The sequence below is a fragment of the Cellulosimicrobium sp. So1_17 genome (assembly GCF_055181235.1).
Genome location: NZ_CM143702.1, coordinates 1,403,703 through 1,427,778 on the forward strand (window position 1 = coordinate 1,403,703; position 24,076 = coordinate 1,427,778).

Below are 24,076 nucleotides of genomic sequence, written 5' to 3' on the forward strand. Positions count from 1 at the left end.
GGTGGTCGGACCCACCAACTAGGCTCGACGTCGTGACCGAACCTGCCACGACCGACGCGCACGTGACGACCGACGGCGACGCCTCGCACCTCACCGGGACGGCGGCGAAGCTCGCCGACCTGGACCGCCGCCGCGCCGAGGCGACGACAGTCCCCGAGGAGGCGGCGCGGGAGAAGCAGCACGCGCGCGGCAAGAAGACGGCGCGCGAGCGCATCGACGCGCTGCTCGACGAGGGGAGCTTCGTCGAGCTGGACGCGTTCGCGAAGCACCGCTCCGTCAACTTCGGCCTGGAGAAGAAGCGGCTCGCAGGCGACGGCGTCGTCGTCGGGCACGGGACGATCGACGGCCGCCAGGTGTGCGTCTACAGCCAGGACTTCACGGTGTTCGGCGGGAGCCTCGGCGAGGTGCACGGCCAGAAGATCACGAAGGTGCAGGACCTTGCGCTGCGGACGGGCGTCCCCCTGATCGGCATCAGCGACGGCGGCGGCGCGCGCATCCAGGAGGGCGTCGCGGCGCTCACGCAGTTCGCGGAGATCTTCCGGCGCAACGTCGCGTCGTCGGGCGTGATCCCGCAGATCTCGCTCATCCTCGGCCCGAGCGCGGGGGGTGCCGTCTACTCCCCCGCCCTGACGGACTTCATCGTCATGGCGGACAAGACGTCGAACATGTTCATCACGGGCCCCGACGTGATCCGGGCCGTGACGGGCGAGGACGTGGGCTTCGAGGAGCTCGGCGGCGCGCTGACGCACAACTCGACGTCCGGCGTCGCGCACTACCTGGGGGCCGACGAGGACGACGCGATCGACTACGTGCGCCACCTCGTCTCGTACCTGCCGCAGAACAACCTGTCGGACGCGCCGTCGTTCCCGCCGGAGGACACCGAGCTGGAGGTCACCGACGAGGACCTCGAGCTCGACGCCCTGGTCCCCGACTCGGACTCCCAGCCGTACGACATGCGCACGGTGATCGAGCACGTGCTCGACGAGGGTGCGTTCCTCGAGGTGCAGCCGCTGTTCGCGAAGAACGTCGTCGTCGGGTTCGGGCACGTCGAGGGCCAGTCGGTGGGCGTGGTCGCGAACCAGCCGCTGTCGATGGCCGGGACGCTCGACATCGACGCCGCGGAGAAGGCGGCGCGGTTCGTCCGGACGTGCGACGCGTTCAACATCCCGGTGCTCACGCTCGTCGACGTCCCCGGGTTCCTCCCGGGCGTCGACCAGGAGCACCAGGGCATCATCCGCCGCGGCGCGAAGCTCATCTACGCGTACGCCGAGGCCACCGTCCCGCTCGTCACGGTCATCACGCGCAAGGCGTACGGCGGCGCGTACATCGTCATGGGCTCCAAGCAGCTGGGCGCGGACGTCAACCTCGCGTGGCCGACGGCGCAGGTCGCCGTCATGGGCGCCGGCGGCGCGGTGAACATCCTCCAGCGTGCGGCGCTCAAGCGGGCGGCCGACGCCGGCGAGGACGTGGACGCCGAGCGCGCGCGCCTCGTCGCGGAGTACGAGGACGCGATCGTCAACCCGTGGGACGCCGCGGAGCGCGGCTACGTCGACGCGGTGATCCGGCCGTCGGAGACGCGCGTGCAGGTCGTGCGCGCGCTGCGGGCGCTGCGCACGAAGCGCGCGAGCCTGCCCCCGAAGAAGCACGGGAACATCCCGCTGTGAGCGCCGCCGGGAACCTGGACGACGGACGCACGACGCGGAGGGAGCACGCATGAGCCACGAGGACGCGACGCACGGACCGGCCCCGCTGGGTTCGGTCGACCCGGCGCCGATGCATGCGGCGGTCGACGCCCTCGCGGCGGCGCTGCACGAGTACGTCGGGGCAGCGGTCGGTGTGCGCGCGGAGTTCGGCGCGCACGAGGCCGACGAGGACCCGCGCATCCTCGCGCTCGAGGAGCGGGTCGGGACGCTCAACGCGCGCCTGTTCGACGCGCTGCACGGGTCGCTCGGCATGCACCCCGACCTCACGTCGTCGGTGTGGGAGCCCGAGGAGGGCGAGGAGGACGCCGCGCCGCGGGACGAGACGTCGCGCGACGAGGTGGCGGAGGAGTTCTACCTCGGGTTCGTCGTCGCACCGCCGGCGGGGACGACGGACGTCGGTCTCGACGACGTGGTCGGCCTCCTCGACGACGCCGGCTCCGCCGTGGTCGCGCGGCTCGTGGACTCGGGCTTCGACGTCGTGGAGTGGACGGCGTCGCGCGGCGACGCGCTCGACGACCTGGACGACGAGGACGACGGGACGGAGGGCGGCCGGTGACCGAGGAGCGCGGTGCCAGCGTGCGCGTCGTGCGCGGCACGCCTGACGAGGTCGAGGTCGCGGCGCTGGTCGCGGGCCTCGCGGCCGCTGCCGCGGCGTCGGACCTGCCCGACGACGTCGCACCCGTCGCGGAGTGGACCAACCGCGTCCGCGGGCTGCGCGGCACCGGGGCCGGGGCGACGGCGAAGAGCTTCGGCGGCCGGTCGGGCCGTCACAACGCGGACGCGTGGCGCTGGAGCCTGCACTCGTGAGCGCCGGCGCGCGCGTCCGCCGGCTGCCCGTGCGCTCGGTCTTGGTCGAGCTCCCGGCGTCCCCGGACGCGGTGGAGACCGACCCGACGTCGCTCCCCACGTCCGACCGGGTCGCCGCCTGGCGGCGCTGGGGCTGGGCGGTCGCGTTCGTCCCGACGGTCGCCCTCATCGTCTACCAGCGCCTCGCGGCCGGCCGCGACTGGCCCGTGCCCGAGGCCGTCGTCGTCGCCGCGACGATCGGGCTGGCCGTGACCGCGCTCCTCGCGCTCGTGCGCTACCTGGACGACCGCGGCGCGGCCGCGGTCGGACGGGGACGTCGGGCGCTGCTCGACGCACCGGTCCGCGTGACGGGCACGTTCACGCCCACGGGCTCGGTGCCGGGCAGAGGCACGGACGCTCGACGCGACGCCGAGCCGTCGCCCTCGGCACGACCGACGGCCGCTCCGGTCGCCGGTCTTCTCACCGTGACCCCCGCGTCGGGCGACACCTTCTCCCGGCCGGTGCGCGTCGTCGTGCCGGCGGGGGTCGTCGGCCCGCGCGCAGGCGACCCGCTCGCCGTCTGGCACGCTCGGGACGACGAGGACGCCACGGGCGTCCTGCTCGTGCGCTACCACCGGGACTGGGCGGACGACCTCCTCGCCGCGCTGGGGACGCCCGACGGGGACGACGACGCGCACACGGCCGGGCACGAGGCGCCGCCGGACCAGGGCCCCGGCGCCTGACCACCTGCAGGCGGCCGGGCCGGCGCGAGTAGGCTCTGCGGCGTGACCGACACCACCCCTTCCGGTAACCCTGCCGCCGCTCCCGCCGTGACCCGCGAGCCGACCCCGATCGACGCCGTCGCCGAGGCCTACACGACACGTCTCGCGGAGCTCGACCCGTTCCAGGCGACGGCGATGGGCCTCACCGGGTACGACCACCTCGTGACCGACCTGTCCCCCGCCGGCCACGAGGCCCGCGCCGAGGCCGACCGCGCGGTGCTGCGCGAGCTCGGCGGCCTCGAGCCGGTCGACGACGTCGACCGCGTGACCCTGGCCGCGATGCGCGAGCGCGTCGGTCTCCAGCTCGAGCTGCACGACGCCGGCGAGACGCTCGCGAGCCTCAACAACATCGCGTCGCCCGTGCAGGAGCTGCGCGACGTGTTCGACCTCATGCCGACGGGCACGGTCGAGGCGTGGGAGAACGTCGCGGCGCGCCTCAACGGGCTGCCCGGCGCGGTGGACGGGTACATGGCGTCGCTGGCGGAGGCCGCGTCCCGTGGCAACGTCGCCGCGATCCGCCAGGTGCGGATCGGCGTGCAGCAGTCGCGCGAGCTCGCCGACCCGCAGACCTCGTTCTTCACGACCTTCGTCCAGGGCGAGGAGGCCGCGGCCGTCCTCGACGACTCCTCGGCGTGCTCGCTCGTGCGCGCCGAGCTCGAGCGCGGCGCCACCGCGGCGCGCGAGGCCTACGGGCGGCTCGCCGACTTCCTCGAGACGACGCTCGCCCCGCAGGCGCGCACCGAGGACGCCGTCGGGCGCGAGCGGTACGCGCTCCTCTCGCGCACGTTCCTCGGCGCCGAGGTCGACCTCGACGAGACGTACGCGTGGGGGCTCGAGGAGCTCGCGCGCGTCGTCGCGGAGCAGGAGGAGATCGCCCAGCGCATCGCGGGTCCGGGCGCGAGCGTCGAGGACGCCGTCGCCGCGCTCGACGCCGACCCCGCCCGGACGCTGCGCGGGACGGACGCCCTCCGGTCGTGGATGCAGGAGACGTCGGACGCCGCCATCACGGCGCTGAACGGCACGCACTTCGACATCCCCGCTCCGGTCCTCGACCTCGAGTGCATGATCGCGCCCACCCAGACCGGCGGGATCTACTACACCCCGCCGAGCGACGACTTCTCGCGCCCGGGCCGCATGTGGTGGTCGGTGCCCGCCGACGTCACGGAGTTCAACACGTGGCGCGAGAAGACCACCGTCTTCCACGAGGGCGTCCCCGGACACCACCTCCAGTGCGGTCAGGCGGTGTACGCGCGCGCCACGCTCAACACGTGGCGCCGCCTCGCGTGCTGGGTCTCCGGCCACGGCGAGGGCTGGGCCCTGTACGCGGAGCGCCTCATGGCCGACCTCGGCTTCCTCGAGGACGACGGCGACCGGCTCGGCATGCTCGACGCCCAGCGCATGCGCGCGGCGCGCGTCGTGCTCGACATCGGGGTCCACCTCGGTCTGCCGGCGCCCGAGGAGTGGGGTGGCGGGATCTGGGACGCGGACAAGGCGTGGACGTTCCTCCGGGCCAACGTCAACATGCCCGAGTCGTTCGTCCGCTTCGAGCTCGACCGCTACCTCGGGTGGGCGGGCCAGGCGCCGTCGTACAAGGTCGGTCAGCGCCTGTGGGAGCAGACCCGCGACGCCGCCCGCGCGGCCGCCGAGGCGCGCGGCGAGACGTTCGACGTCAAGGCGTTCCACGAGCGGGCGCTCAACCTCGGCTCCGTCGGTCTGGACGTGCTGCGCGGCGCGCTGGCCTGACGCGTGACGGACGTCCTGGTCGGCTTCGCGATCATCGCCGTGGTCGTCGCGGCCGGGTACCTGTGCGCGCGGCTGCGCATCGGGGGCCCGGACGCGAGGACCGCGCTCAACCAGGTGGGGTTCTTCGTCGCGAGCCCGGCCCTGCTGTTCACGGTGCTCGCGCGGGCCGACGTCGCGGCGCTCGTCCAGGCGCCGCTGGCGGTCGCGGCGGTGGGCGCCGTCGTGGCCGCCGGCGTGTTCGTCCTCGTGAACCGCCTGTGGCTGCGCCTGCCCGCGCCGGAGGCGACGGTCGGTGCCGTCGGCGCCGGCTACGTGAACGCGAACAACATCGGCCTGCCCGTCGCGGTCTACGTGCTCGGCGACGCGACGGCCGTCGTGCCGGTCATCCTGCTGCAGCTGCTCGTCCTCGCGCCCGTGGCCCTGCTCGTGCTCGACGCGACGACGAGCGGCCGGATGTCGTGGCGGTTCGTCCTCGCGCAGCCGGTGCGCAACCCGATCATCCTCGGGTCGGCCGCGGGCGCCGTCGTCTCGCTGACGGGCTGGACCCCACCGGTCGCCGTCATGGCACCGCTCGACATCCTCGGCGGCGCGGCCATCCCGATGATCCTGCTCGCGTTCGGCATGTCGCTGCACGGGACGCGGCCGCTGCGGCGCGGCGAGGCGCGCGCGGCGGTCTGGGTCGCGAGCGGCGTGAAGCTGCTCGTCATGCCGCTCGTCGTGTTCGTCGTCGCGCGGTTCACGTTCGGGTTCGACGACGCCGCGGTCGCCGCGGCCGTGACGCTCGCCGCGCTGCCGTCGGCCCAGAACGTCTACAACTACGCGGCGCGGTTCGGCCGCGGCGAGATCCTCGCGCGCGACACGATCCTCGTCACGACCCTCGCGTCACCGGTCGTCCTCGTCGTCGCGGCGGTGCTGTTGTCCTGAGGAACGCTCACGGTCACGAGCGTGACTAGTGCCCGCAGTCACCTCCCACAGACGTACAGCCCGACGGCTCCGTCCGCTCACCCGAGAAAGTTGCAGTCCTGACCTTGCTCGGCCGCCTCGGCGGCCCGCCGGATCGCTGCGCGGTAGCCCCACACCAGGTAGTGGGTCCCGATCGGTGCGCCCGGCCCACGCGGCGGTGCTGAGTCCTCGGCGACCGGCGCCCAACCCGTCACGGCCAGACCGGCCTTAGTGAACAAGTCGACGTGGGTCATCCCGTGCTCAGTCGGTACCAACCCTGCGACGTCCGCTCCAGACGGTGGGCTGGATCCCCGCCACAGCAGCGGACTAACAATCAATGAGGACGCGGAACCCGGCCCTGAGCGCAGCAAGTCCGTCACTTGCAAGCAAGCCCACTCACCATCTTCCAACGGCACTCCGATGAGGTCACCGACTCGCAGACTGCGGGTCGAACGCGGTGAGACCGGAAACGAACGATCGATGACTGTCACAGCCTGAAGCATGGCCCATGGTGGCCGTCCCGAAGTAGGAGCCAGCGGACACGAGCGTGACCAGTCCCTGTGGTCACCCCATTTCATCCTCGCCCTCCCCTCATAGGTGAGTACCGTCCCGGCATGCATGTGAGCGCGAAGACATGGTGTCTGCGATGAGACGAGACGCGAGGGTTCTCAAGTCGAAGGCGATCACGTCACTCCGGTCTGCGGTGGCCGCGTTCAACGACCCGGACGACAGCGGCCGGCATACTCGGGTGTTGCTCGCGCTCCAGCACGCGTTCGAGATGCTGCTCAAGGCCGCCCTTGTCCACAAGCAACGTCCTGGCGACTCCGTGTTCGACAAGAGCACTGGCCGCTCGATCGGCTTTGAGCGCTGCGGGACGCTTGCGACCGACCGACTGGGTATCAAGCTGACGACGTTCGAGCAGGGTGTTCTCCGTGCCGTCGACGCGATGCGTGACGACGAACAGCACTGGTACAACGGTGTCAACGAACAGATCCTCTACCTGCAGTCACGCCTCGCGATCACCGCCTTCGACGACATCCTCCGAAGAGTCTTCGGCGAGGCGCTCGCGGATCACCTCCCGGTGCGGGTGCTTCCGCTCTCGCTCGATCCACCACAGTCGTTCGACACTCTCCTCGACTCCGAGTACGAGACGATCGGCAAGTTGCTGCGTCCCGGCAAGCGCATGACTCACGAGGCACGCGCACGGATTCGGACGCTGCTGGCTCTCGAGTCCTATGCCGGCGAGGAGGCGAAGGTCTCCCAGAAGGATGTCGACCGTGTCCAGGAGGGCATCCGGGCACGTCGACCGATCGACCAGGTCTTCCCGAAGCTGGTGATGCTCGAGACCAGTACGTCTGGAGCCGGCACGAACCTGGTTGTGCGGATCACCAAGAAGGAGGGGGCTCCCGTTCGCTACGTCAGTGATGAGTCGGCTCCCGCCGCGGCCATCCGCGAAGTCGACCTGCAGAACAAGTTCCACATCAGCCCGGTGGAGCTGGCCGACAAGCTGAGCCTGACGCTGCCGAGGAGCGCCCCTCTTCGGAGGCGCGTCGGGATCGACAGCAATCCCAAGGTGGCACACGTCTTCAAGTTTCAGTCGCAGACCCACCCCCGCTACTCCGACCACGCCGTCACGCTGATGCGTGAGGCGATGGCTGAGGTCGACATGGGTGCAATCTGGTCAGCGCACGGGCGCAAGGCTGGCGCGCGGGAACGCTGCACGCAGCCGCGCTGCGCGCTCGTCGACGGGAGCAACGAGCACTGAACGGACATCCGCCGCGACGAGCATGACTGGTGCATATGTCCGATCCTCGTCTGCGCATTGCGCTGACTGCAGTGATACGCCTCATCGACTGAGGACGAGGACATGCTTCCCGGTGTTCCTCCACGGCTCACCCCGCTCTGCCTCGGCGACTGGGCACCGACCGCTGACACGGCTGTCGGCAGCTCGTGGCACCGGCGCGGCGGGTAGTCTGCGCGGGTGCTCCGACTCGTGCTCGCCTCGCGCTCCCCTGCCCGCCTGACGACCCTGCGCTCCGCCGGGGTGGACCCGGCGGTCCGCGTGTCCGACGTCGACGAGGACGCCGTCCTGCGGGACGCGGCGGAGCGCTACGGCGACCTCGCCCCCGTCGATGCCGTGCTCGTGCTGGCGCGCGCCAAGGCCGAGGAGGTCGCACGCGCGCTCGACGCCGAGGCCGACGCGGACGAGCCGGTGGACGACGGCACGGATGCCGACCTGCTGGTCGGCTGCGACTCGATGCTCGAGCTCGACGGCGACATCCTGGGCAAGCCGCGGGACGCCGACGACGCGCGCGAGCGGTGGCGAGCGATGCGCGGACGCGCGGGCGTGTTGCACACCGGCCACTGGCTGATCGACCTGCGCCACCACGACGACGGCGGCACCGGCGCGACGCTCGGCGCGACCGCCTCGACGACCGTCCACTTCGCCGACCTCTCCGACGCGGAGATCGACGCCTACGTCGCGACGGGCGAGCCGCTGCACGTCGCCGGGGCCTTCACCGTCGACGGGCTCGGCGGTCCGTACGTCGAGCGCATCGAGGGCGACCACCACAACGTCGTCGGCATCAGCCTGCCGCTCGTGCGCGAGCTGCTCGACGAGGTCGGCGTGGCCTGGCACGAGCTCCGCGGTTGAGCCCGACGGCACGCAGAGTTGTCGGAGCCGGACAACCCCGTGTCGCGCGAGCCTCCCGGAGAGGACTCGCTATGGAGGTTTCCTCCAACCACCCCGGACGCGCCTTGGCTGCATCTCCAATCTTGTCCGGTACCGGGCGTCGGAGCGTGATCGGCGGTCCGGGCACGCGTTACCGTGAGCCGTGCCCGCGAACCCCTCACGCCCCCTGAGCAAGGTCCTCATCGCGAACCGCGGCGAGATCGCCGTCCGGATCGCCCGCGCGTGCGCCGACGCCGGCGTCGCGTCGGTCGCGGTCTACGCGGACCCGGACCGCCAGGCCCTGCACGTCCGCGTCGCCGACGAGGCCTTCGCGCTGGGCGGTGCGCGCGCGGCCGAGACCTACCTCGACGTCGACAAGCTGCTCGACGTCGCCCGCCGCTCCGGCGCCGACGCGGTGCACCCGGGGTACGGCTTCCTCGCGGAGAACGCCGGCTTTGCGCAGGCCGTGATCGACGCCGGGCTGGTGTGGATCGGGCCGCCGCCTGCCGCGATCGACGCGCTCGGCGACAAGGTGAGCGCGCGCCACATCGCGCAGCGCGCCGGCGCGCCGCTCGTCCCGGGCACGTCCGACCCCGTCGCCGACGCGAGCGAGGTGCACGCCTTCGCGGCCGAGCATGGCCTGCCGATCGCGATCAAGGCTGCGTTCGGGGGCGGCGGCCGGGGCCTCAAGGTCGCGCGGGTCGCCGAGGAGATCGACGAGCTCTACGAGTCCGCGGTCCGCGAGGCCGTGGCAGCGTTCGGGCGGGGCGAATGCTTCGTCGAGCGCTACCTCGACACCCCGCGCCACGTCGAGACCCAGTGCCTCGCCGACGAGCACGGCACCGTCGTCGTGGTCTCCACGCGCGACTGCTCGCTCCAGCGGCGGCACCAGAAGCTCGTCGAGGAGGCACCCGCACCCTTCCTCACGCCCGAGCAGGAGGCCGAGCTCTACAAGGCGTCCGAGGCGATCCTGCGGGAGGCCGGGTACGTCGGCGCAGGCACGTGCGAGTTCCTCGTGGGCGCCGACGGGACCATCTCGTTCCTCGAGGTCAACACGCGCCTGCAGGTCGAGCACCCCGTCTCCGAGGAGATCAGCGGCATCGACCTCGTGCGCGAACAGCTCCGCATCGCCGCGGGAGAGCCGCTCGGCTACTCGTCCGTCGCCACGCGCGGGCACTCCATCGAGTTCCGCATCAACGGCGAGGACCCGGCCGCGAACTTCCTGCCCGCGCCGGGTCGCATCTCGACCCTGCGCTTCCCGTCCGGACCGGGCGTGCGCGTCGACTCGGGCGTCGTGGAGGGCGACACGATCTCCGGCGCGTTCGACTCGATGATCGCCAAGGTCATCGTCACGGGCGCCACGCGGCAGCAGGCCGTCGAGCGGTCACGCCGCGCGCTGCGCGAGCTCGAGATCGAGGGCATCCCGACCGTCGTGCCGTTCCACCGCGCCGTGCTCGACGCCGAGGCGTTCGTGCCCGCGGGCGACGAGCCGTTCCGGGTGCACACGCGGTGGATCGAGACCGAGTTCGCGGACACGCTCGCCACTCTGGCCCGCACGTCCGGGTCGGCGCCCACGGACGACGACGCGGACGAGCCCGTCGCGACGGAGCGCGTGGTCGTCGAGGTCGGCGGCAAGCGTCTCGAGGTCGTCCTCCCCGCCGGGCTCGGCATGGCTGCGGGCCGCGCACGCACGGCGAACGCCGCACGCCGACCTGCCCGTCGCACTGCGGCTCGCACCAACGGCGGCACGTCCGGCACCACGCTCGCCTCCCCGATGCAGGGCACGATCGTCAAGGTCGCCGTCGAGGACGGGGCGCAGGTCGCCGAGGGCGACCTCGTCGTCGTGCTCGAGGCGATGAAGATGGAGCAGCCGCTGCTCGCGCACCGCGCCGGCACCGTGCGCTCGCTGGCCGCGAGCGCGGGCGCGAGCGTCAGCGCGGGGACCTCGATCTGCGAGATCGTCGACTGACCGTCCCCGCCTGACGCCTGTCAGGCGCCGTCACCGGACCGTGCACGCACCTCGGCCACCGGTTCGGCCGAGTTCCCGTGCTGCGCCGCCGCGCGCATCGCCCGACGCCCCGACGGGAGCGCGACGGCGATGCCGATGACGGCGAACATGAGCACGCCCGACACCACGAGCAGCGACTCGACGGTGAAACGGTCGGCGAGCGGGCCGAAGACGACCATGCCGAGCGGCATCGACACCGCCATGACGATCCCGACGAACCCGAAGACGCGCCCCTGCCGCTCCGGCTCGACCGTCTCCTGCAGGATCGTCATGGACGTCGTCGAGAACGGCGGGACCGCCAGGCCGAGCAGGAACATGAAGGTGAAGAACACCCACATGTTGGTCGACAGGCCCATCGCGACGGACAGGATCCCGAAGACGAACGTCGCGCCGACCATCATCGCGATGCGGTTCTTCAGCCCGCCCCACGTGGCGAGAAGCACGCCGCCGAGCAGCATGCCGACGGAGAACGCGACCTCGTTGACGGTCAGCTTCCACACCTCCTCGCCGAACGACCGCGCGACCATGAGGGGCGTGAGGTACGACGGCGCGACGATGAGCAGGAAGATCGCCGCGTACAGGCCGAGCACCCACCGGACGAACGCGTGCGAGCCGAGGTACCGGAACCCCTCCACGAGGTCGTCGAAGTACCCGGCGCGGTCCGCCGTCGCGCGGGCGTGCGCGAGCGTCGGCACGGGGACGAGCAGGAGCAGGCCGATGCCGATCGCGGCGGTGACGACGTCCACGAAGAACACCGCGACGAGCGACGCGCTCGCGTAGACCGCGGCCGCCACGGCCGGGGCGAGGAGCATCATGGCGGACTGGATCGACTGGTTGATGCCGTTGACGCGCAGGAGCTTGCTCGTCGGCACGATCTGCGGCAGGAGCGCGGCGACGGCGGGCGTCTGGATGCCCGCGCCGGTCGAGCGGATCGCCAGCGCCGCGTAGATGAGCCACAGGTCGTCGGCGCCCCCGAGCATGAGCAGCGCGAGCGCGAGGGTCGTGAGGGCGATCGTCGCGTCCGCCGCGACGATGAGCACCTTGCGGTTGACGCGGTCGGCCCACACACCGCCGAAGATCGACACGACGGCCTGCGGCAGGAAGCCGAAGACCGTGCTCAGCGCGAGCACGGACCCCGACTTGGTCTCGATCGTCAGGTGCCACAGGACCGCGTACTGCACGAGCATCGACCCGAACAGCGAGACGGTCTGACCGGAGAGGAAGATCGTGGCGTCGCGCCGCCACCGCGGCAGGGCGGCGACGTCGTCCGGTGCCCCGTCGGCGGCGTGCGACGAGGGTCCGTCGGTCTGGACCTCGTCGGTCGGGGCGTCGTTCTCGTACGGCGTATGACTCACCCCCACATCCTCACCCGAGCCACCGACACCGGTCCACGACTTTCCCGGAGCCAGGCACCGGGCCGGCCGACCACGCCTTTCCGACCGCCGACCGGATGGTCGTCGCGCGGTCGGTCGACGGTCACGCGGCCGGTGGGGGTGTGGGGTCGACCTCGCCCGCGTGGGCGACGTTCGCGAGCTGGCGCCACACGAGCGCCAGGGTCAGGCCGGCGCCCGCGAACGCGAACCAGAACGGCGCGGTGACCCCCCAGGCCTCGGCGAGGATCCCGCCGAGGAGCTGCCCGACCACGATGCCGCCGTAGACGCAGACCATGTAGGCGGCCGAGACGCGGCCCTGCAGCTCGGTCGGCACGGCACGCTGGCGCACGGTGCTCGACACCGTCCCCCACACGAACGCGTAGAGCCCGAAGACGCCCATGAGGACGATCGCGACCGCGCCGGACGTGGTGAGCGCGAGCGCCGCGTGCATGAGCACTTCGAGCGTGAGGCATGCACGCATGAGCGTCGCGAGGCGCACGTGCCGCTCGAGCCACCCGTAGCACCCGATCGCGACGGCCCCGCCGACGGCCGACGCCGTCGTGAGCAGCCCGAACCCCACCTCGCCCATGTCGAGGTGGTCGATCGCGTACTTGACGAGGACCGCCCAGGGCGCGGCCCACGTGATGTTGAAGGCGAGGATGACGAGCGCGAGGGTGCGCACCGGGGCGTTGCCGAGGATCCAGCGCACGCCCTCGGCGATGTCCTGGCGCACGTGCGTGCGCCCTGCGCGCGCCGGGACCGGCGTCGTCGTGATGCGTGCCACGAGCAGGACGGCGAGCAGGATGCTCACCGCCTGGACGACGAACGGCCAGACCATGCCGGCCGCGAAGAGGAACGCGCCGACCGGCGGACCGACGAGCTGGTTGCCCACGAGGTAGCCCGCCTGCAGGCGCGCGTTGCCGGTGCCGAGGTCTCTTCGATCGACGAGCATCGGCAGCAGCGTGCTCGCCGTCGTGTCGACGAAGACCTCGGCGACGCCGAGGCAGAACAGCGCGGCGAGCACGACGCCGATGCTCACGTGCCCCGTGGCGACGAACGCGCACAGCACGCCGACGACCCCTGCCCGCACGAGGTTCGCGCCGACGACGAGGAGGCGGCGGTCGACCCGGTCGGCGATCGCGCCGGCCCAGAGCCCGAACAGGAGCCACGGCAGGCGCTGGACGAGCGCGGCGAGCGCGACGAGGAACGCGGAGTCCGTCTGGGACTGCACGAGGAGCGGACCGGCGGCCAGCGCGATCCCGTCGCCGACGTTGCTCGTCCACGACGACCCGACGAGCCAGCGGAAGCTCGCCCCCATGCGCCGGGGGAACACGACCTCCACGACCCTGCCCGCGCCACGCCCTTCGCTCACAAGGGGGAGATCCTACGTGTCCCGGACGACGCCGCGGCACGCCGCGGGGTGACGCGCGTGCCTCCTGCCCGCCCCCGCCTGGCAGCATGGCCCCGTGACGATCCCCACCGCTCCTCGCGACCCGGGCGACCCCGCGCCGCGCCTCCCCCGCCACCTGCAGCCCGGCGACGGGTGGGTCGAGTGCGCGTGCGGCCGGCGCCACTGGGGTCTGTTCGGGGCCGCCGGGCTGCTCCTCGCACGGCGCGGCGACGACGGCCGGGCGACCCACGTCGTCCTGCAGCACCGCGCCCCGTGGAGCGACCAGGGCGGGACGTGGGGCGTGCCGGGCGGCGCCGTCGGGCCCGACGAGACGCCCGAGCAGGGCGCGCTGCGCGAGGCCCACGAGGAGGCGGGGATCGACCCGGCGACCGTGCGGGTCCTCGGGGAGCGCGTGCTCGACCACGGGCCGTGGCGCTACACGACGGTCGTGGCGGAGGTGGCCGACGGGGTCGACCTCGCGCCGACCGCGACCGACGCGGAGAGCGTCGAGGTGCGGTGGGTCCCGGTCGACGACGTCGCCGGGCTCCCCCTGCTCCCCGCCTTCGCCGACGCCTGGCCGACGCTGCACGATCTACTCGACGGCGCTCCGTCCACCTGACCGGCGCCGCCGGGCCGGCGTGCACGACCCTTCCGTCAGATCGGTCTAGGGCGTTGTCTCTCAACTCGGGCGACCGCGTCGCATGCTCTCTGGGTGGGGCAGAATCTCGGCTGTGATCAGGGTTGGCTTCACACGCAGCATCGAGGACAACTATGAGGCGATCGTGGTGTTGGACGTGAAGTCGGGAGACACGATCGCGTTTCAGCGTGCGCTGAACCACGACCCGCAGAACGTGGCCCTGGGCCAGAACACCTACGCGATCGTGCGTGGTGGTGCCGCCGTGCACTACGGCGGCCTCGTGCGGGTGGACGTGCAGGACGGCGTCCTTGCGCTCGAGCTGGAACCTGAAGCAGCAGCGGTGCTCGAATTGCCCGCCGTGGTCGAGCTCGTCTTGGACAATGCAGCAGCCGGGATCATCGAGCAGCATCTGCCTCGGATCGTGGCGCCGACCGGATGATCACGCTCTCGCAGCGGTCATGCTCTGGCCTCACTGACTAGCTCGTACCTGGACACGGCCTCGAGGTTCTGTCACAGTCCAGCAGCACCGGAAGAGCCCATCGAGTTGCCGCCGAGCTCACGGTCGTCGCTGTGTAGGAGCAACGCCAACGTGGCGCCAGCCTCGGCCGCGCCGCGCGCATGGGTGACAAGGATGTCCACCAAGGCGGGAGCGACGTCAGGCAGCGCCGCGGCAAAGCGGTCGAACCCGAGGAACACCAGCGCCAGGCCCGCGGCCGACGGCTGCCAGCCGTACTCCCGTGCGACAACGTCTGACAGGCAGTCGTCCAGTGCATCGAGATTCCAGCCGTAGTAGTCGGGAAAGTCCAACGACCCTGCGAGACCGCGATGCATTTCCGCGCCGTTCGACCAAGAACCAGCGTCGAGAACCACGACCTGAAACCCTCGGGCAGTGAGCTCATCCACGAACCCATCGAGCACCGAGCGTTGCGAGAACACCGTCACCGGGAGACTCGTCAACCGTTCGCGAGCATGATCTCCCGATGGGACCGCTCCAGACGAGGAGGTGCTCACCCACGAGATGCTACGCAAACGGCTTCTTGGGAGACACGCCCTACTCCCGGGTAGGAGCCAGGTCGCGGACGGCCGGGCCGATCGTCTCGCCGTACGCGCGCAGGGTCTCGTCCTTCGCGTCGTGCTGGAGGTAGACCGCGAACTGGTCGACGCCGAGCGCGGCGAGCTCGCGCAGGCGCTCGACGTGACGCTCCGCCGGACCGACGAGACAGAACCGGTCGACGATCTCGTCCGTGACGAACGCGGTGTGCGTGTTCCCGGCGCGCCCGTGCTCGTTGTAGTCGTAGCCCTCGCGGCCCGCGACGAACGCCGTCAGCGCCTCGGGGATCGACACGCCCGCGGACTCCTCCGTGCCGCCGGGCCCGTAGCGCGCGACGATCTCGGCGACGTGGTTCCCCACCATCCCCCCGAACCACCGGCACTGGTCGTACGCGTGGGCGAGCGAACGACGCCCGGCCCGGCTCGACGCCGCGCCGTCGGTCACGTAGGCGGGCGCTGCGACGCAGATGCTCACGGCGTCGGGGTCGCGGCCCGCGCGCTCGGCCGCGGCGCGGACGGCCGCGACGGACCACGCGACGACGTCGGGGTCCGCGAGCTGGAGGATGAAGCCGTCCCCGACCTCGCCGGTCAGCGCGAGCATCCGCGGCCCGTAGGCCGCGACCCACACGGGCAGGCGCGACCCCGGGTTCCACGGCAGGCGGAGCGTCGAGCCGCGGTACTCGACGGCCTCGCCCGACGCGAGGCCGCGGATCACGTGGATCGCGTCGCGCAGCTCGGCGACCGTCACGGGCCGCCCGTTGATGACGCGCACCGCGGAGTCGCCGCGCCCGATGCCGCAGACCGTCCGGTTGCCGAACATCTCGTTGAGGGTCGCGAAGAGCGACGCGGTGACGGTGACGTCGCGCGTCGCGGGGTTGGTGACCATCGGCCCGACGGTGACGCGGTGCGTGGCCGAGAGGATCTGGGAGTAGACGACGAACGGCTCCTCCCACAGCAGGTGCGAGTCGAACGTCCACACGTGGCTGAACCCGTAGGTCTCCGCCTGCCGCGCGAGGTCGACGACCCGCCACGCGGGCGGGTCGTTCTGCAGCACCACTCCCAGGTCCACGAGCCCTCCCCGATCGGTCCGATGCGGCTGCGCCCGGCGGACGACGCCCGGCTCCGCCCTCAGCGCAGGTACGCCGACAGCCCGCGCTTCAGGAACTGCCCGTGACCGGGGCTCCCGTGGTACGCGCCGTCCTCGACGAGCACGCGCCCGCGCGACATGACGAGGTCGACGTGTCCGTCCACCTCGAAGCCCTCCCACGCGGAGTGGTCCAGGTTCATGTGGTGCGTCCGCTCGTACCCGATCGAGGTGTGCCCGGCGGGGTCGTAGACGACGACGTCGGCGTCGGCGCCCGGCGCGAGCACGCCCTTGCGGCCGTCGAGCCCGAACATGCGGGCCGGCGTCGTGCAGCACAGCTCGACCCAGCGCTCGCGCGAGATCCTCCCGTCGACGACGCCCTGGTACAGCAGGTCGAGCCGGTGCTCGACCCCGCCGATGCCGTTGGGGATCTTCGAGAAGTCGCCCCGGCCGAGCTCCTTCTGCTCCTTCATGCAGAACGGGCAGTGGTCGGTGCTCACGACCGACAGGTCCCCCGTGCGCAGGTAGCGCCAGAGCTCGTCCTGGTGGCCCTCGGCGCGCGACCGCAGCGGCGTCGAGCACACCCACTTCGCGCCCTCGAGGTCGCCCCACTGCTCGCTGCGCGCCGCGAGCTGCTCCTCGAGCGACAGGTAGAGGTACTGCGGGCAGGTCTCGCCGAACACCGTGTGGCCCTCGTCGCGGGCTCGTGCCAGCGTCTCGACGGCCTGCTTCGCCGACATGTGCACGACGTACAGCGGCGCGCCCGTGAGCCGCGCGAGCATGATCGCGCGGTGGGTCGCCTCCTCCTCCGTCTCCCACGGTCGCGTCGTGCCGTGGAAGAACGGGCCGGTGTCGCCGCGGTCGAGGGCCTGCCGCACGAGCACGTCGATCGCGATGCCGTTCTCGGCGTGCATCATGACCACCGACCCGTTGTCGCGGGCCTTCTGCATCGCGCGCAGGATCTGGCCGTCGTCGCTGTAGAACACGCCCGGGTAGGCCATGAAGAGCTTGAAGCTCGTGATCCCCTCGCCGACGAGCTCGTCCATCGCCTTGAGCGCGTCGTCGTCGACGCCGCCGAGGATCTGGTGGAAGCCGTAGTCGATCGCGCACCGCCCGGCGGCCTTCTCGTGCCACGCCGCGAGCCCGTCCTGGACGCGCTCGCCGGTGCGCTGCACCGCGAAGTCGACGATCGTCGTCGTGCCGCCCCAGGCCGCGGCGCGCGTCCCGGTCTCGAACGTGTCGGACGCGTGGGTGCCGCCGAACGGCAGCTCCATGTGCGTGTGGCAGTCCACCGCCCCCGGGATCACGTACTTCCCCGTCGCGTCGACCACGCGCTCGGCGTTCGCGGCGAGGTCCGCGCCGAGGCTCGTGTCGCCCGGCCGCAGCAGCGCGGCGACCTGCTCGCCGTCGACGAGCACGTCGGCGAGCGTCGAGCCCGTCGGCCCGACGACGGTCCCTCCGCGGATCAGCGTGTGCGGCATCTCGTGGTCCTCCCTGCTGGAGCGAGCGGTGTCCGGGTGGGTGTGCGGGTAGCCGTGCGGTATCGCCGGCGGGAGGAGCGGCTCAGGGCCGGGTGAGGTCCTCGTAGGCGTCCGGGCGGCGGTCCCGGTAGAACTGCCACCGGTCGCGCACGACGCGCAGCAGGTCGAGGTCCAGGTCGCGCACGACGAGCTCCTCCTCGTGGTCGTCCGCCGGGTCCCCGACGAACGCCCCTTCGGGGTCGACGAAGTACGACGTGCCGTAGAAGTCGTCGTCCCCGAGGTCCTCGACGCCCACCCGGTTGATCGCGCCGACGTAGTACTCGTTCGCGACGGCGGCGGCCGGCTGCTCGAGCCGCCACAGGTAGTTCGACAGGCCACGGCTCGTCGCGCTGGGGTTGAGGACGATCTCCGCGCCGTTGAGCCCGAGCGCCCGCCACCCCTCGGGGAAGTGCCGGTCGTAGCAGATGTAGACGCCGACGCGCCCGACCGCGGTGTCGAACACCGGGTAGCCGAGGTTGCCCGGGCGGAAGTAGAACTTCTCCCAGAACCCGCGCACGTGCGGGATGTGGGTCTTGCGGTACTTGCCGAGGTAGCGCCCGTCGGCGTCGATCACGGCTGCCGTGTTGTAGAGGACGCCGGGCTGCTCCTCCTCGTACACGGGCAGCACGACGACGGTCCCGAGCTCGGCCGCGAGCGCCGAGAACCGCTCGACGGTCGGCCCGGGGACGGACTCGGCGTACGCGTAGTACGCGGCGTCCTGCACCTGGCAGAAGTACGGGCCGTAGAACAGCTCCTGGAAGCACACGAGCCGCGCGCCCTGGTCGGCGGCGTCGCGCAGGTGCTTCTCGTGGACGTCGATCATCGACTCCTTGTCGCCGGTCCAGCGGACCTGCGTGAGTGCGGCGCGCACGGTGGTCATGACCCCTCCTTCGTCCTGGGCTTCCCGATGTGGTCGTCGGCGACGTCGAGCGCGGCGTCGATCGCGGCGAGGCCGTGCTCGAGGTCGTCGGCGGACGTGACGAGCGGCGGCGCGACGTGCAGGCGGTTGAAGTGGACGAACGGCCAGACGCCGCGCTCCTTCACCGCGGCGACGACCGCCGCCATGGGGGCGGCGGCCGGTCCGCTCGCGTTGAACGGGACGAACGGCTCGCGCGTCTCCCTGTCGCGCACGAGCTCGACCGCCCAGAAGAAGCCGAGCCCGCGCACCTCGCCGACGCTCGGGTGGCGGGCGGCGATCTCGCGCAGGCGGGGGCCGATCAGCTCGTCGCCGACCCGACGGACCCGCTCGAGGATCCGGTCGTCCTCGAACGTGCGGATCGACTCGACCGCGACGGCGCAGGCCAGCGGGTGACCGGAGTAGGTGAGCCCGCCGGGGAACACGCGGTCGTCGAAGGTCTGCGCGACGTGCTCCGCGATGACGACACCACCGAGCGGCACGTACCCGGAGTTCACGCCCTTGGCGAAGGTCACGAGGTCGGGCACGACGCCCCACCGGTCGATCGCGAACCACTCCCCGACCCGGCCGAACCCGACCATGACCTCGTCGACGACCAGCAGGATCCCGTGCTCGTCGCACAGCGCGCGCACGCCCGCGAGGTAGCCGTCGGGCGGGACGAGCACGCCGTTCGTCCCGACGATCGTCTCGAGCAGGATCGCCGCGATCGTCCCCGGCCCTTCGAGGCTCACGACCTCCCGCAGGTGCGCGAGCGCGCGCTCGCCCTCCTCGGCGTCGTCGCGCGCGCCGAACGCCGAGCGGTACGTGTACGGCCCGAGGAAGTGGCGCACCTGCGGGTCGGGCGCGACCTCGTTCGGCCAGCGCCGCGGGTCGCCGGTGAGGGTGATCGCCGTGGCGGTGTTCCCGTGGTACGACCGGTACGCGGAGAGCACCTTGGCCCGGCCGGTGTGCAGGCGCGCGAGCCGCACCGCGTTCTCGACGGCGTCCGCCCCGCCGTTCGTGAAGAACACGCGCCACCGCCGGTCGTGCGACGCGTCGCCGGCCGTCGCGCCCGGCGCACGCTCGACGATCAGGCGCGCGAGCTCGCCCCGCACGTCGTTCGCGAACGTCGGACCGACGGTCGCGAGCCGCGCCGCCTGCGCCTGGACGGCCGCGACCAGGCGCGGGTGCTGGTGACCCAGGTTGAGGTTGACGAGCTGGGACGCGAAGTCGAGGTAGCGGTTGCCGTCCTCGTCCCAGAACCAGGCGCCCTCACCGCCGGCGACGGGGAGCGGCGAGATCGCGCCCTGCGCGGACCACGAGTGGAAGACGTACCGGTCGTCGGCACGCGTGCGCGAGTCGGGCCGTGTCGCTGCCCCCCGCGTGAGGTCCTCCGTCGTCACGCGTCCTCCTCTCGTCCGGGCTCGGTGAGCGTCGGTCAGGGTCGTGCGGGCCGGTCCCCTCACCTCGTCCGGGGGAAGCCGAGGTCCACGGCGGACGTCGCGGGGTCGGGCCAGCGGGTCGTGACGACCTTGGTGCGCGTGTAGAACTGCACGCTCTCGGGGCCGTAGACGTGCAGGTCGCCGAACAGCGAGCTCTTCCACCCGCCGAACGAGTAGTAGCCGACGGGCACCGGGATGGGGACGTTCACGCCGATCATGCCCGCGCGCGCGTCGACCTCGAACGCGCGCGCCGCGCCACCGTCGCGCGTGAAGATCGCCGCGCCGTTGCCGTACGGGTTGTCGTTGACGAGGCCGACCGCCTCGTCGTACGTGTCGGCGCGGACCACGGACAGCACGGGCCCGAAGATCTCCTCGCGGTACACCGTGTGCTCGGGCCGCACATGGTCGACGAGCGTGGGGTGCAGGAAGAAGCCTGCCCCCAGGTCGGCGGCGCCCGAGCCGTCGCCTGCCCCGCGGTCCGGTGTCGTGCGACCGTCGACGACGAGCGTCGCGCCCTCCGCCTCGGCCGTCGCCACGCGCGCGGCGACGCGGTCACGGTGCTCCGCGGTGATGAGCGGACCCATCTGCGAGGCCGGGTCGTCACCCGGCCCGACGACGAGGCGCGCCACGCGCTCCCGGATCGCCTCGACCAGGGGGGCGGCGACCGCACCCACGGCGACGAGCACGGACACCGCCATGCACCGCTCGCCCGCCGACCCGTACGCCGCCGAGACCGCCGCGTCGGCGGCGACGTCCACGTCGGCGTCGGGCAGCACGACCATGTGGTTCTTGGCGCCGCCGAGGGCCTGGACCCGCTTGCCGTGCCGGGTGGCGGTCTCGTACACGTGGCGCGCGACGGGCGTGGACCCGACGAAGCTCACGGCCTCGACGTCGGGGTGCTCGAGCAGCCGCTCGACGGCGACGCGGTCGCCCTGCACGACGTTCACCACGCCGTCGGGCAGTCCCGCCTCCTGGAGCAGCCGCGCCACGACGAGCGACGCCGACGGGTCGCGCTCGCTCGGCTTGAGCACGACCGTGTTCCCGCAGGCGATCGCGTTGGGGACCATCCACAGCGGCACCATGGCGGGGAAGTTGAACGGCGTGATGCACGCGACGACCCCGAGGGGCTGCTTCACCTCGTGCACGTCGACGCCCGCGGACGCCTGCTCGGTGTACCCGCCCTTGAGGAGCTGCCCGATGCCGCACGCGAACTCGACGCACTCGAGCGCGCGGGCCACCTCGCCCGCGGCGTCGGAGAGCACCTTCCCGTGCTCGGCGCTCACGACGGCCGCGATCTCGTCCCGGTGCTCCACGAGGAGCTGGTGGAACGCGAAGAGGATCTCGACGCGGCGCGAGACGCTCGTCCCCCGCCAGGCACCGAACGCCTCGCGGGCTGCCGCGACCGCGGCGTCGACGTCCTCGGCGGACGCGAGGGCCACCCGGCCCGAGACGGTGCCCCGGGCGGGATCGTGGACCGGGGCGTGCCGCACGGCGTCCGTGCGCAGCGCGCCGCCGACCCAGTGCCCGACGACGCGCGGCTGCCGGGGAGCGCCCGCGGGCCGGGTACCGGTCTCGTCGCTGTCCACGACGGTGCTGTCGGGTGCCGCGGGGATCCTCACGCCGCGCGGGGCGCTCGTGGTGCCCAGGGTCCGGGTCGTCCGATCCACGTCTCCTCCTCGCGCGCCGAGGTGGTGGCGCGCCGTCGCCGCCGATCCCCCAGTGTGGCACGGATCACACCTCCGCACCGGGCGGCGCGGGCGCCACGGACGGCACGCACTGGCACGGACGTCGCGGGCCCGCCGGGCGCCCGGTACCTTCGGTCCCGTGAGCGCGACGCCGCAGGCTCCCCCTTCCCCGACCGGCGACACCTCGGGCACGACGGCGCCACCTGGCCGGCCGGACCGGGACCCGGGTCGGGCCGCCCTCGTCCTGCTCGTGCTGGTCACGGCACTCGTCGTCGAGCTGGTCCGGTCGAGCGGGCCGCTCCTCGACCACGCGTTCGCCGCGGGGATCACGACCGTCGCGCTCACGGCGCTCGCGACCTACGCCGCCCCCGGCGTCCTCGTCGTGATGATCGCCGCGCGGCTCGAGATCACGGGCAAGGTCGTGCTCCTCGCGGTCTGCTCCCTCGTCGTCGCGCGGCTCGTGCTCCAGGGCCTCGGCACCGCGATCGCCGCCGGCGCGGACCTGGGGCTCGTGCGCTACGGCGTGGGGCTCGCGACGGTCGCGCTGGGGATCGCCACGCTCGTGATCGTCGCCGCGTTCGCGAGCGGCTCGCGCTCCCGGCCCACCGACGCCGTGGCCGGGACGACGGGCGCGGCACCCCGTCCCGCGGGCCCCCACCCGGGCGACGCTCGGCCGGCCGGCCGCGCGCGCGGCGGTCTCGTCGCCCTCGGCGTGACCTTCGGCGCCCTGCTCGCCGCGGCGCTGAGCGCGCTCCTCGGCACGTGGGACGCCTACTGGCGCGACGGGCCCCTCGCCTGGTCTCTCACGGTCGCGGTCGGGCTCGGGGCGCTCGCGTGCGCGTGGGTCGTCCGAGGGCGCGCCGCGTGGCCCGGTGCCCGGGGGCTCTGGCTGCTCGGCCCGTTCCTCGCGCTCGTCGTGCAGGCGCTCGCGAACCCGGCGTTCGTCGCGTCGCAGTCCGGGGTCGCGCTCGCCCCGCCGGTCGCGGCGCTCGCCGCTGCCGCGCTCCTGACCGCCTGGGCGGTGCCGTGGGTCGCGCGCGCTGCCCGGAGCGTCCGTGGCGCCGGGAGGCTCGTCGCCGTCTGGGGGCCACCGGTGCTGCTCGTCGGAGGCGTCGCGGTCGCCTTCCTCGCCGTCCCGCGCCTCGACGGGCCCGGCACGGCCGGCGGCTGGGCGCTCGTCGTGCTCCTCACGCTCCTCGTGCCCGCCGCCGCGGCGACGCTCTCCCTGGGCCTCGACCGCCCCGCGCGCGACGTCACCTGGCTGCGGCTCGCGGGCGCGGCGACGCTCGCCGGGCTCGGCACGGTGCTCCCGGTCCTCGGCTACCAGATCGACTACGACGTGCCGCTCCCGTTCCGCAACGGGTGGGTGCCCGTCGGTGCCGCCGCGGTCCTCGCGGTCGTCGCCGTCGCCACCGCGTACCGCACGGCACGCGCCGCGAGCGCCGCCTCCGCCTGGTCCGCCGACCCTGCCGGCGGCGGCATGCCCCTCGCAGGCGCGCAGGCGGACGGCGTCGAGAGCGGCGGCCTGCGGACCGGACTGCTTGTCGCCGTCGCGGGAGCTGTCACCGTGCTGGCGCTCGTCGGGACGACACAGGTCCACACGCCCGCGTCCGGCGCGACGGCCGACCGCGAGCCCGGTCTCCTGCGCGTGCTCGACTGGAACCTGCACTACGGCGTGAGCGCCGACCCCTCGGTCCGGCTGGACGAGGTCGCGGCGACGATCGAGACCTCGGGCGCGGACGTCGTCGCGCTGCAGGAGGTCTCGCGCGGCTGGGTCCTCGGCGGCGGCACCGACATGGCGTCCTACCTCGCGCGCGAGACGGGCATGCGGTTCGTCGCCGCGCCGGCGGCCGACCGCCAGTTCGTCAACGTCCTCCTCTGGGACCCCGCCCTGGGCGACCTCGCCGACGTCGAGCGCCACGCGCTGCCGTTCGGCGCGGGCCCGCAGCAGCGCTCCGCGGTGTCCGCGACCGTCGATGCGGGCGGCGTGCCCGTGCGCGTCACGTCGGTCCACCTCCAGCACCGCGAGGAGAGCACGCCCACGCGTCTCGACCAGCTCGACGCGCTGCTCGCCGCCGAACCGGTCGAGGGTGCGTACGTCCTCGCCGGCGACCTCAACGCCGAGCCCGGGTGGGACGAGATCGCGCTCCTCGAGGACCAGGGCCTGGAGAGCGGCCAGGACGCCGCGGGCGACCCCGACGCGCTCACGTCACCGGCGGTCGCCCCGGCGCACCGCATCGACTGGGTCCTCGGCTCCGCACCGGTGACGTTCCGGTCGTTCGAGGTGCTCGACGACACGGCGTCCGACCACCGTCCGCTGCTCACCGAGGTCCGCGCCACGGACTGAGCGCGGCCGACGCCGGCC

Annotated in this window: 21 protein-coding genes; 12 read left to right on the forward strand and 9 right to left on the reverse strand. The window is 72.9% G+C overall.

The window, feature by feature from the left end; genetic code table 11:
- Positions 1–62: 62 nt before the first annotated feature.
- Genes ACZCLJ_RS06305 through ACZCLJ_RS06330 form a run of 6 tightly spaced genes read left to right on the forward strand, consistent with a single transcriptional unit; the run spans position 63 to position 5,938 of the window.
- Positions 63–1,664, forward strand: coding sequence for an acyl-CoA carboxylase subunit beta (locus ACZCLJ_RS06305; RefSeq protein ID WP_251153369.1), 1,602 nt, complete (start codon positions 63–65; stop codon positions 1,662–1,664).
- A 49-nt stretch (positions 1,665–1,713) separates the two neighbouring features.
- The gene (locus ACZCLJ_RS06310) at positions 1,714–2,259 is read left to right on the forward strand and encodes a hypothetical protein (RefSeq protein WP_251153293.1); all 546 of its coding nucleotides are present in this window, start codon (positions 1,714–1,716) and stop codon (positions 2,257–2,259) included.
- Entirely contained in the window at positions 2,256–2,510 is a 255-nt protein-coding gene (locus ACZCLJ_RS06315; RefSeq protein ID WP_463105831.1) for an acyl-CoA carboxylase epsilon subunit, read from the forward strand. The genes ACZCLJ_RS06310 and ACZCLJ_RS06315 overlap by 4 nt, the downstream gene beginning before the upstream one ends.
- The gene (locus tag ACZCLJ_RS06320; protein ID WP_463105832.1) at positions 2,507–3,232 is read left to right on the forward strand and encodes a hypothetical protein; all 726 of its coding nucleotides are present in this window, start codon (positions 2,507–2,509) and stop codon (positions 3,230–3,232) included. The genes ACZCLJ_RS06315 and ACZCLJ_RS06320 overlap by 4 nt, the downstream gene beginning before the upstream one ends.
- A 42-nt stretch (positions 3,233–3,274) precedes the next feature.
- A complete protein-coding gene (locus ACZCLJ_RS06325) occupies positions 3,275–5,014 on the forward strand; it encodes a DUF885 domain-containing protein (RefSeq protein WP_463105833.1) in 1,740 nt (579 codons plus the stop codon).
- Between the two features lie 3 nt (positions 5,015–5,017).
- Complete coding sequence (locus ACZCLJ_RS06330; protein ID WP_463105834.1) at positions 5,018–5,938, forward strand: AEC family transporter; 921 nt, start codon at positions 5,018–5,020, stop codon at positions 5,936–5,938.
- A 77-nt stretch (positions 5,939–6,015) separates the two neighbouring features.
- Here ACZCLJ_RS06330 and ACZCLJ_RS06335 read toward each other — a convergent pair whose 3' ends face one another.
- Positions 6,016–6,210, reverse strand: a complete 195-nt coding sequence (locus ACZCLJ_RS06335) for a hypothetical protein (protein ID WP_463105835.1) — start codon at positions 6,208–6,210, stop codon at positions 6,016–6,018.
- A gap of 392 nt (positions 6,211–6,602) precedes the next feature.
- On the opposite strand from ACZCLJ_RS06335, the gene ACZCLJ_RS06340 reads away from it, so the two are divergent.
- The 3 genes from ACZCLJ_RS06340 to ACZCLJ_RS06350 all read left to right on the forward strand — a co-directional run bounded on the left by ACZCLJ_RS06340 (position 6,603) and on the right by ACZCLJ_RS06350 (position 10,596).
- Complete coding sequence (locus ACZCLJ_RS06340) at positions 6,603–7,721, forward strand: hypothetical protein (RefSeq protein WP_463105836.1); 1,119 nt, start codon at positions 6,603–6,605, stop codon at positions 7,719–7,721.
- A 216-nt stretch (positions 7,722–7,937) separates the two neighbouring features.
- Positions 7,938–8,609: a Maf family protein gene (locus ACZCLJ_RS06345; protein WP_463105837.1), complete on the forward strand. Its 672-nt coding sequence runs from the start codon at positions 7,938–7,940 to the stop codon at positions 8,607–8,609.
- Positions 8,610–8,790: 181 nt separating this feature from the next.
- Entirely contained in the window at positions 8,791–10,596 is a 1,806-nt protein-coding gene (locus ACZCLJ_RS06350) for an acetyl/propionyl/methylcrotonyl-CoA carboxylase subunit alpha (protein ID WP_463105838.1), read from the forward strand.
- 20 nt (positions 10,597–10,616) lie between these two features.
- On the opposite strand, the gene ACZCLJ_RS06355 is transcribed toward ACZCLJ_RS06350, so the two are convergent.
- Together ACZCLJ_RS06355 and ACZCLJ_RS06360 are read right to left on the reverse strand one after the other, a co-directional pair.
- Positions 10,617–11,990, reverse strand: a complete 1,374-nt coding sequence (locus ACZCLJ_RS06355; RefSeq protein WP_463105839.1) for an MFS transporter — start codon at positions 11,988–11,990, stop codon at positions 10,617–10,619.
- Between the two features lie 121 nt (positions 11,991–12,111).
- On the reverse strand, positions 12,112–13,326 hold the full coding sequence (locus ACZCLJ_RS06360) for an MFS transporter (RefSeq protein ID WP_463106363.1): 1,215 nt from the start codon (positions 13,324–13,326) through the stop codon (positions 12,112–12,114).
- Between the two features lie 154 nt (positions 13,327–13,480).
- Here ACZCLJ_RS06360 and ACZCLJ_RS06365 point away from each other — a divergent pair, with 154 nt between their 5' ends.
- Both ACZCLJ_RS06365 and ACZCLJ_RS06370 read left to right on the forward strand, forming a co-directional pair.
- On the forward strand, positions 13,481–14,017 hold the full coding sequence (locus ACZCLJ_RS06365) for an NUDIX hydrolase (protein ID WP_251153366.1): 537 nt from the start codon (positions 13,481–13,483) through the stop codon (positions 14,015–14,017).
- A gap of 112 nt (positions 14,018–14,129) precedes the next feature.
- Positions 14,130–14,474, forward strand: a complete 345-nt coding sequence (locus ACZCLJ_RS06370) for an Imm10 family immunity protein (protein WP_463105840.1) — start codon at positions 14,130–14,132, stop codon at positions 14,472–14,474.
- A gap of 71 nt (positions 14,475–14,545) precedes the next feature.
- Here ACZCLJ_RS06370 and ACZCLJ_RS06375 read toward each other — a convergent pair whose 3' ends face one another.
- From ACZCLJ_RS06375 to ACZCLJ_RS06400, 6 genes are all read right to left on the reverse strand, one after another.
- Positions 14,546–14,977, reverse strand: coding sequence for a barstar family protein (locus ACZCLJ_RS06375; RefSeq protein WP_463105841.1), 432 nt, complete (start codon positions 14,975–14,977; stop codon positions 14,546–14,548).
- Positions 14,978–15,086: 109 nt separating this feature from the next.
- Positions 15,087–16,154 carry a TIGR03842 family LLM class F420-dependent oxidoreductase gene (locus ACZCLJ_RS06380; protein WP_463105842.1) on the reverse strand — a complete coding sequence of 356 codons (1,068 nt, stop codon included), beginning with the start codon at positions 16,152–16,154 and terminating at the stop codon, positions 15,087–15,089.
- Between the two features lie 59 nt (positions 16,155–16,213).
- Positions 16,214–17,650, reverse strand: a complete 1,437-nt coding sequence (gene hydA / locus ACZCLJ_RS06385) for a dihydropyrimidinase (protein WP_251153283.1) — start codon at positions 17,648–17,650, stop codon at positions 16,214–16,216.
- 82 nt (positions 17,651–17,732) lie between these two features.
- Positions 17,733–18,569, reverse strand: coding sequence for a nitrilase-related carbon-nitrogen hydrolase (locus ACZCLJ_RS06390; RefSeq protein WP_251153282.1), 837 nt, complete (start codon positions 18,567–18,569; stop codon positions 17,733–17,735).
- Positions 18,566–19,987, reverse strand: a complete 1,422-nt coding sequence (locus ACZCLJ_RS06395) for an aminotransferase class III-fold pyridoxal phosphate-dependent enzyme (RefSeq protein ID WP_463105843.1) — start codon at positions 19,985–19,987, stop codon at positions 18,566–18,568. The genes ACZCLJ_RS06390 and ACZCLJ_RS06395 overlap by 4 nt, the downstream gene beginning before the upstream one ends.
- A gap of 59 nt (positions 19,988–20,046) precedes the next feature.
- Positions 20,047–21,612, reverse strand: a complete 1,566-nt coding sequence (locus tag ACZCLJ_RS06400) for a CoA-acylating methylmalonate-semialdehyde dehydrogenase (RefSeq protein WP_463106364.1) — start codon at positions 21,610–21,612, stop codon at positions 20,047–20,049.
- 238 nt (positions 21,613–21,850) lie between these two features.
- On the opposite strand from ACZCLJ_RS06400, the gene ACZCLJ_RS06405 reads away from it, so the two are divergent.
- Positions 21,851–24,058 carry an endonuclease/exonuclease/phosphatase family protein gene (locus tag ACZCLJ_RS06405; protein WP_463105844.1) on the forward strand — a complete coding sequence of 736 codons (2,208 nt, stop codon included), beginning with the start codon at positions 21,851–21,853 and terminating at the stop codon, positions 24,056–24,058.
- The last annotated feature ends 18 nt before the right edge of the window (positions 24,059–24,076 follow it).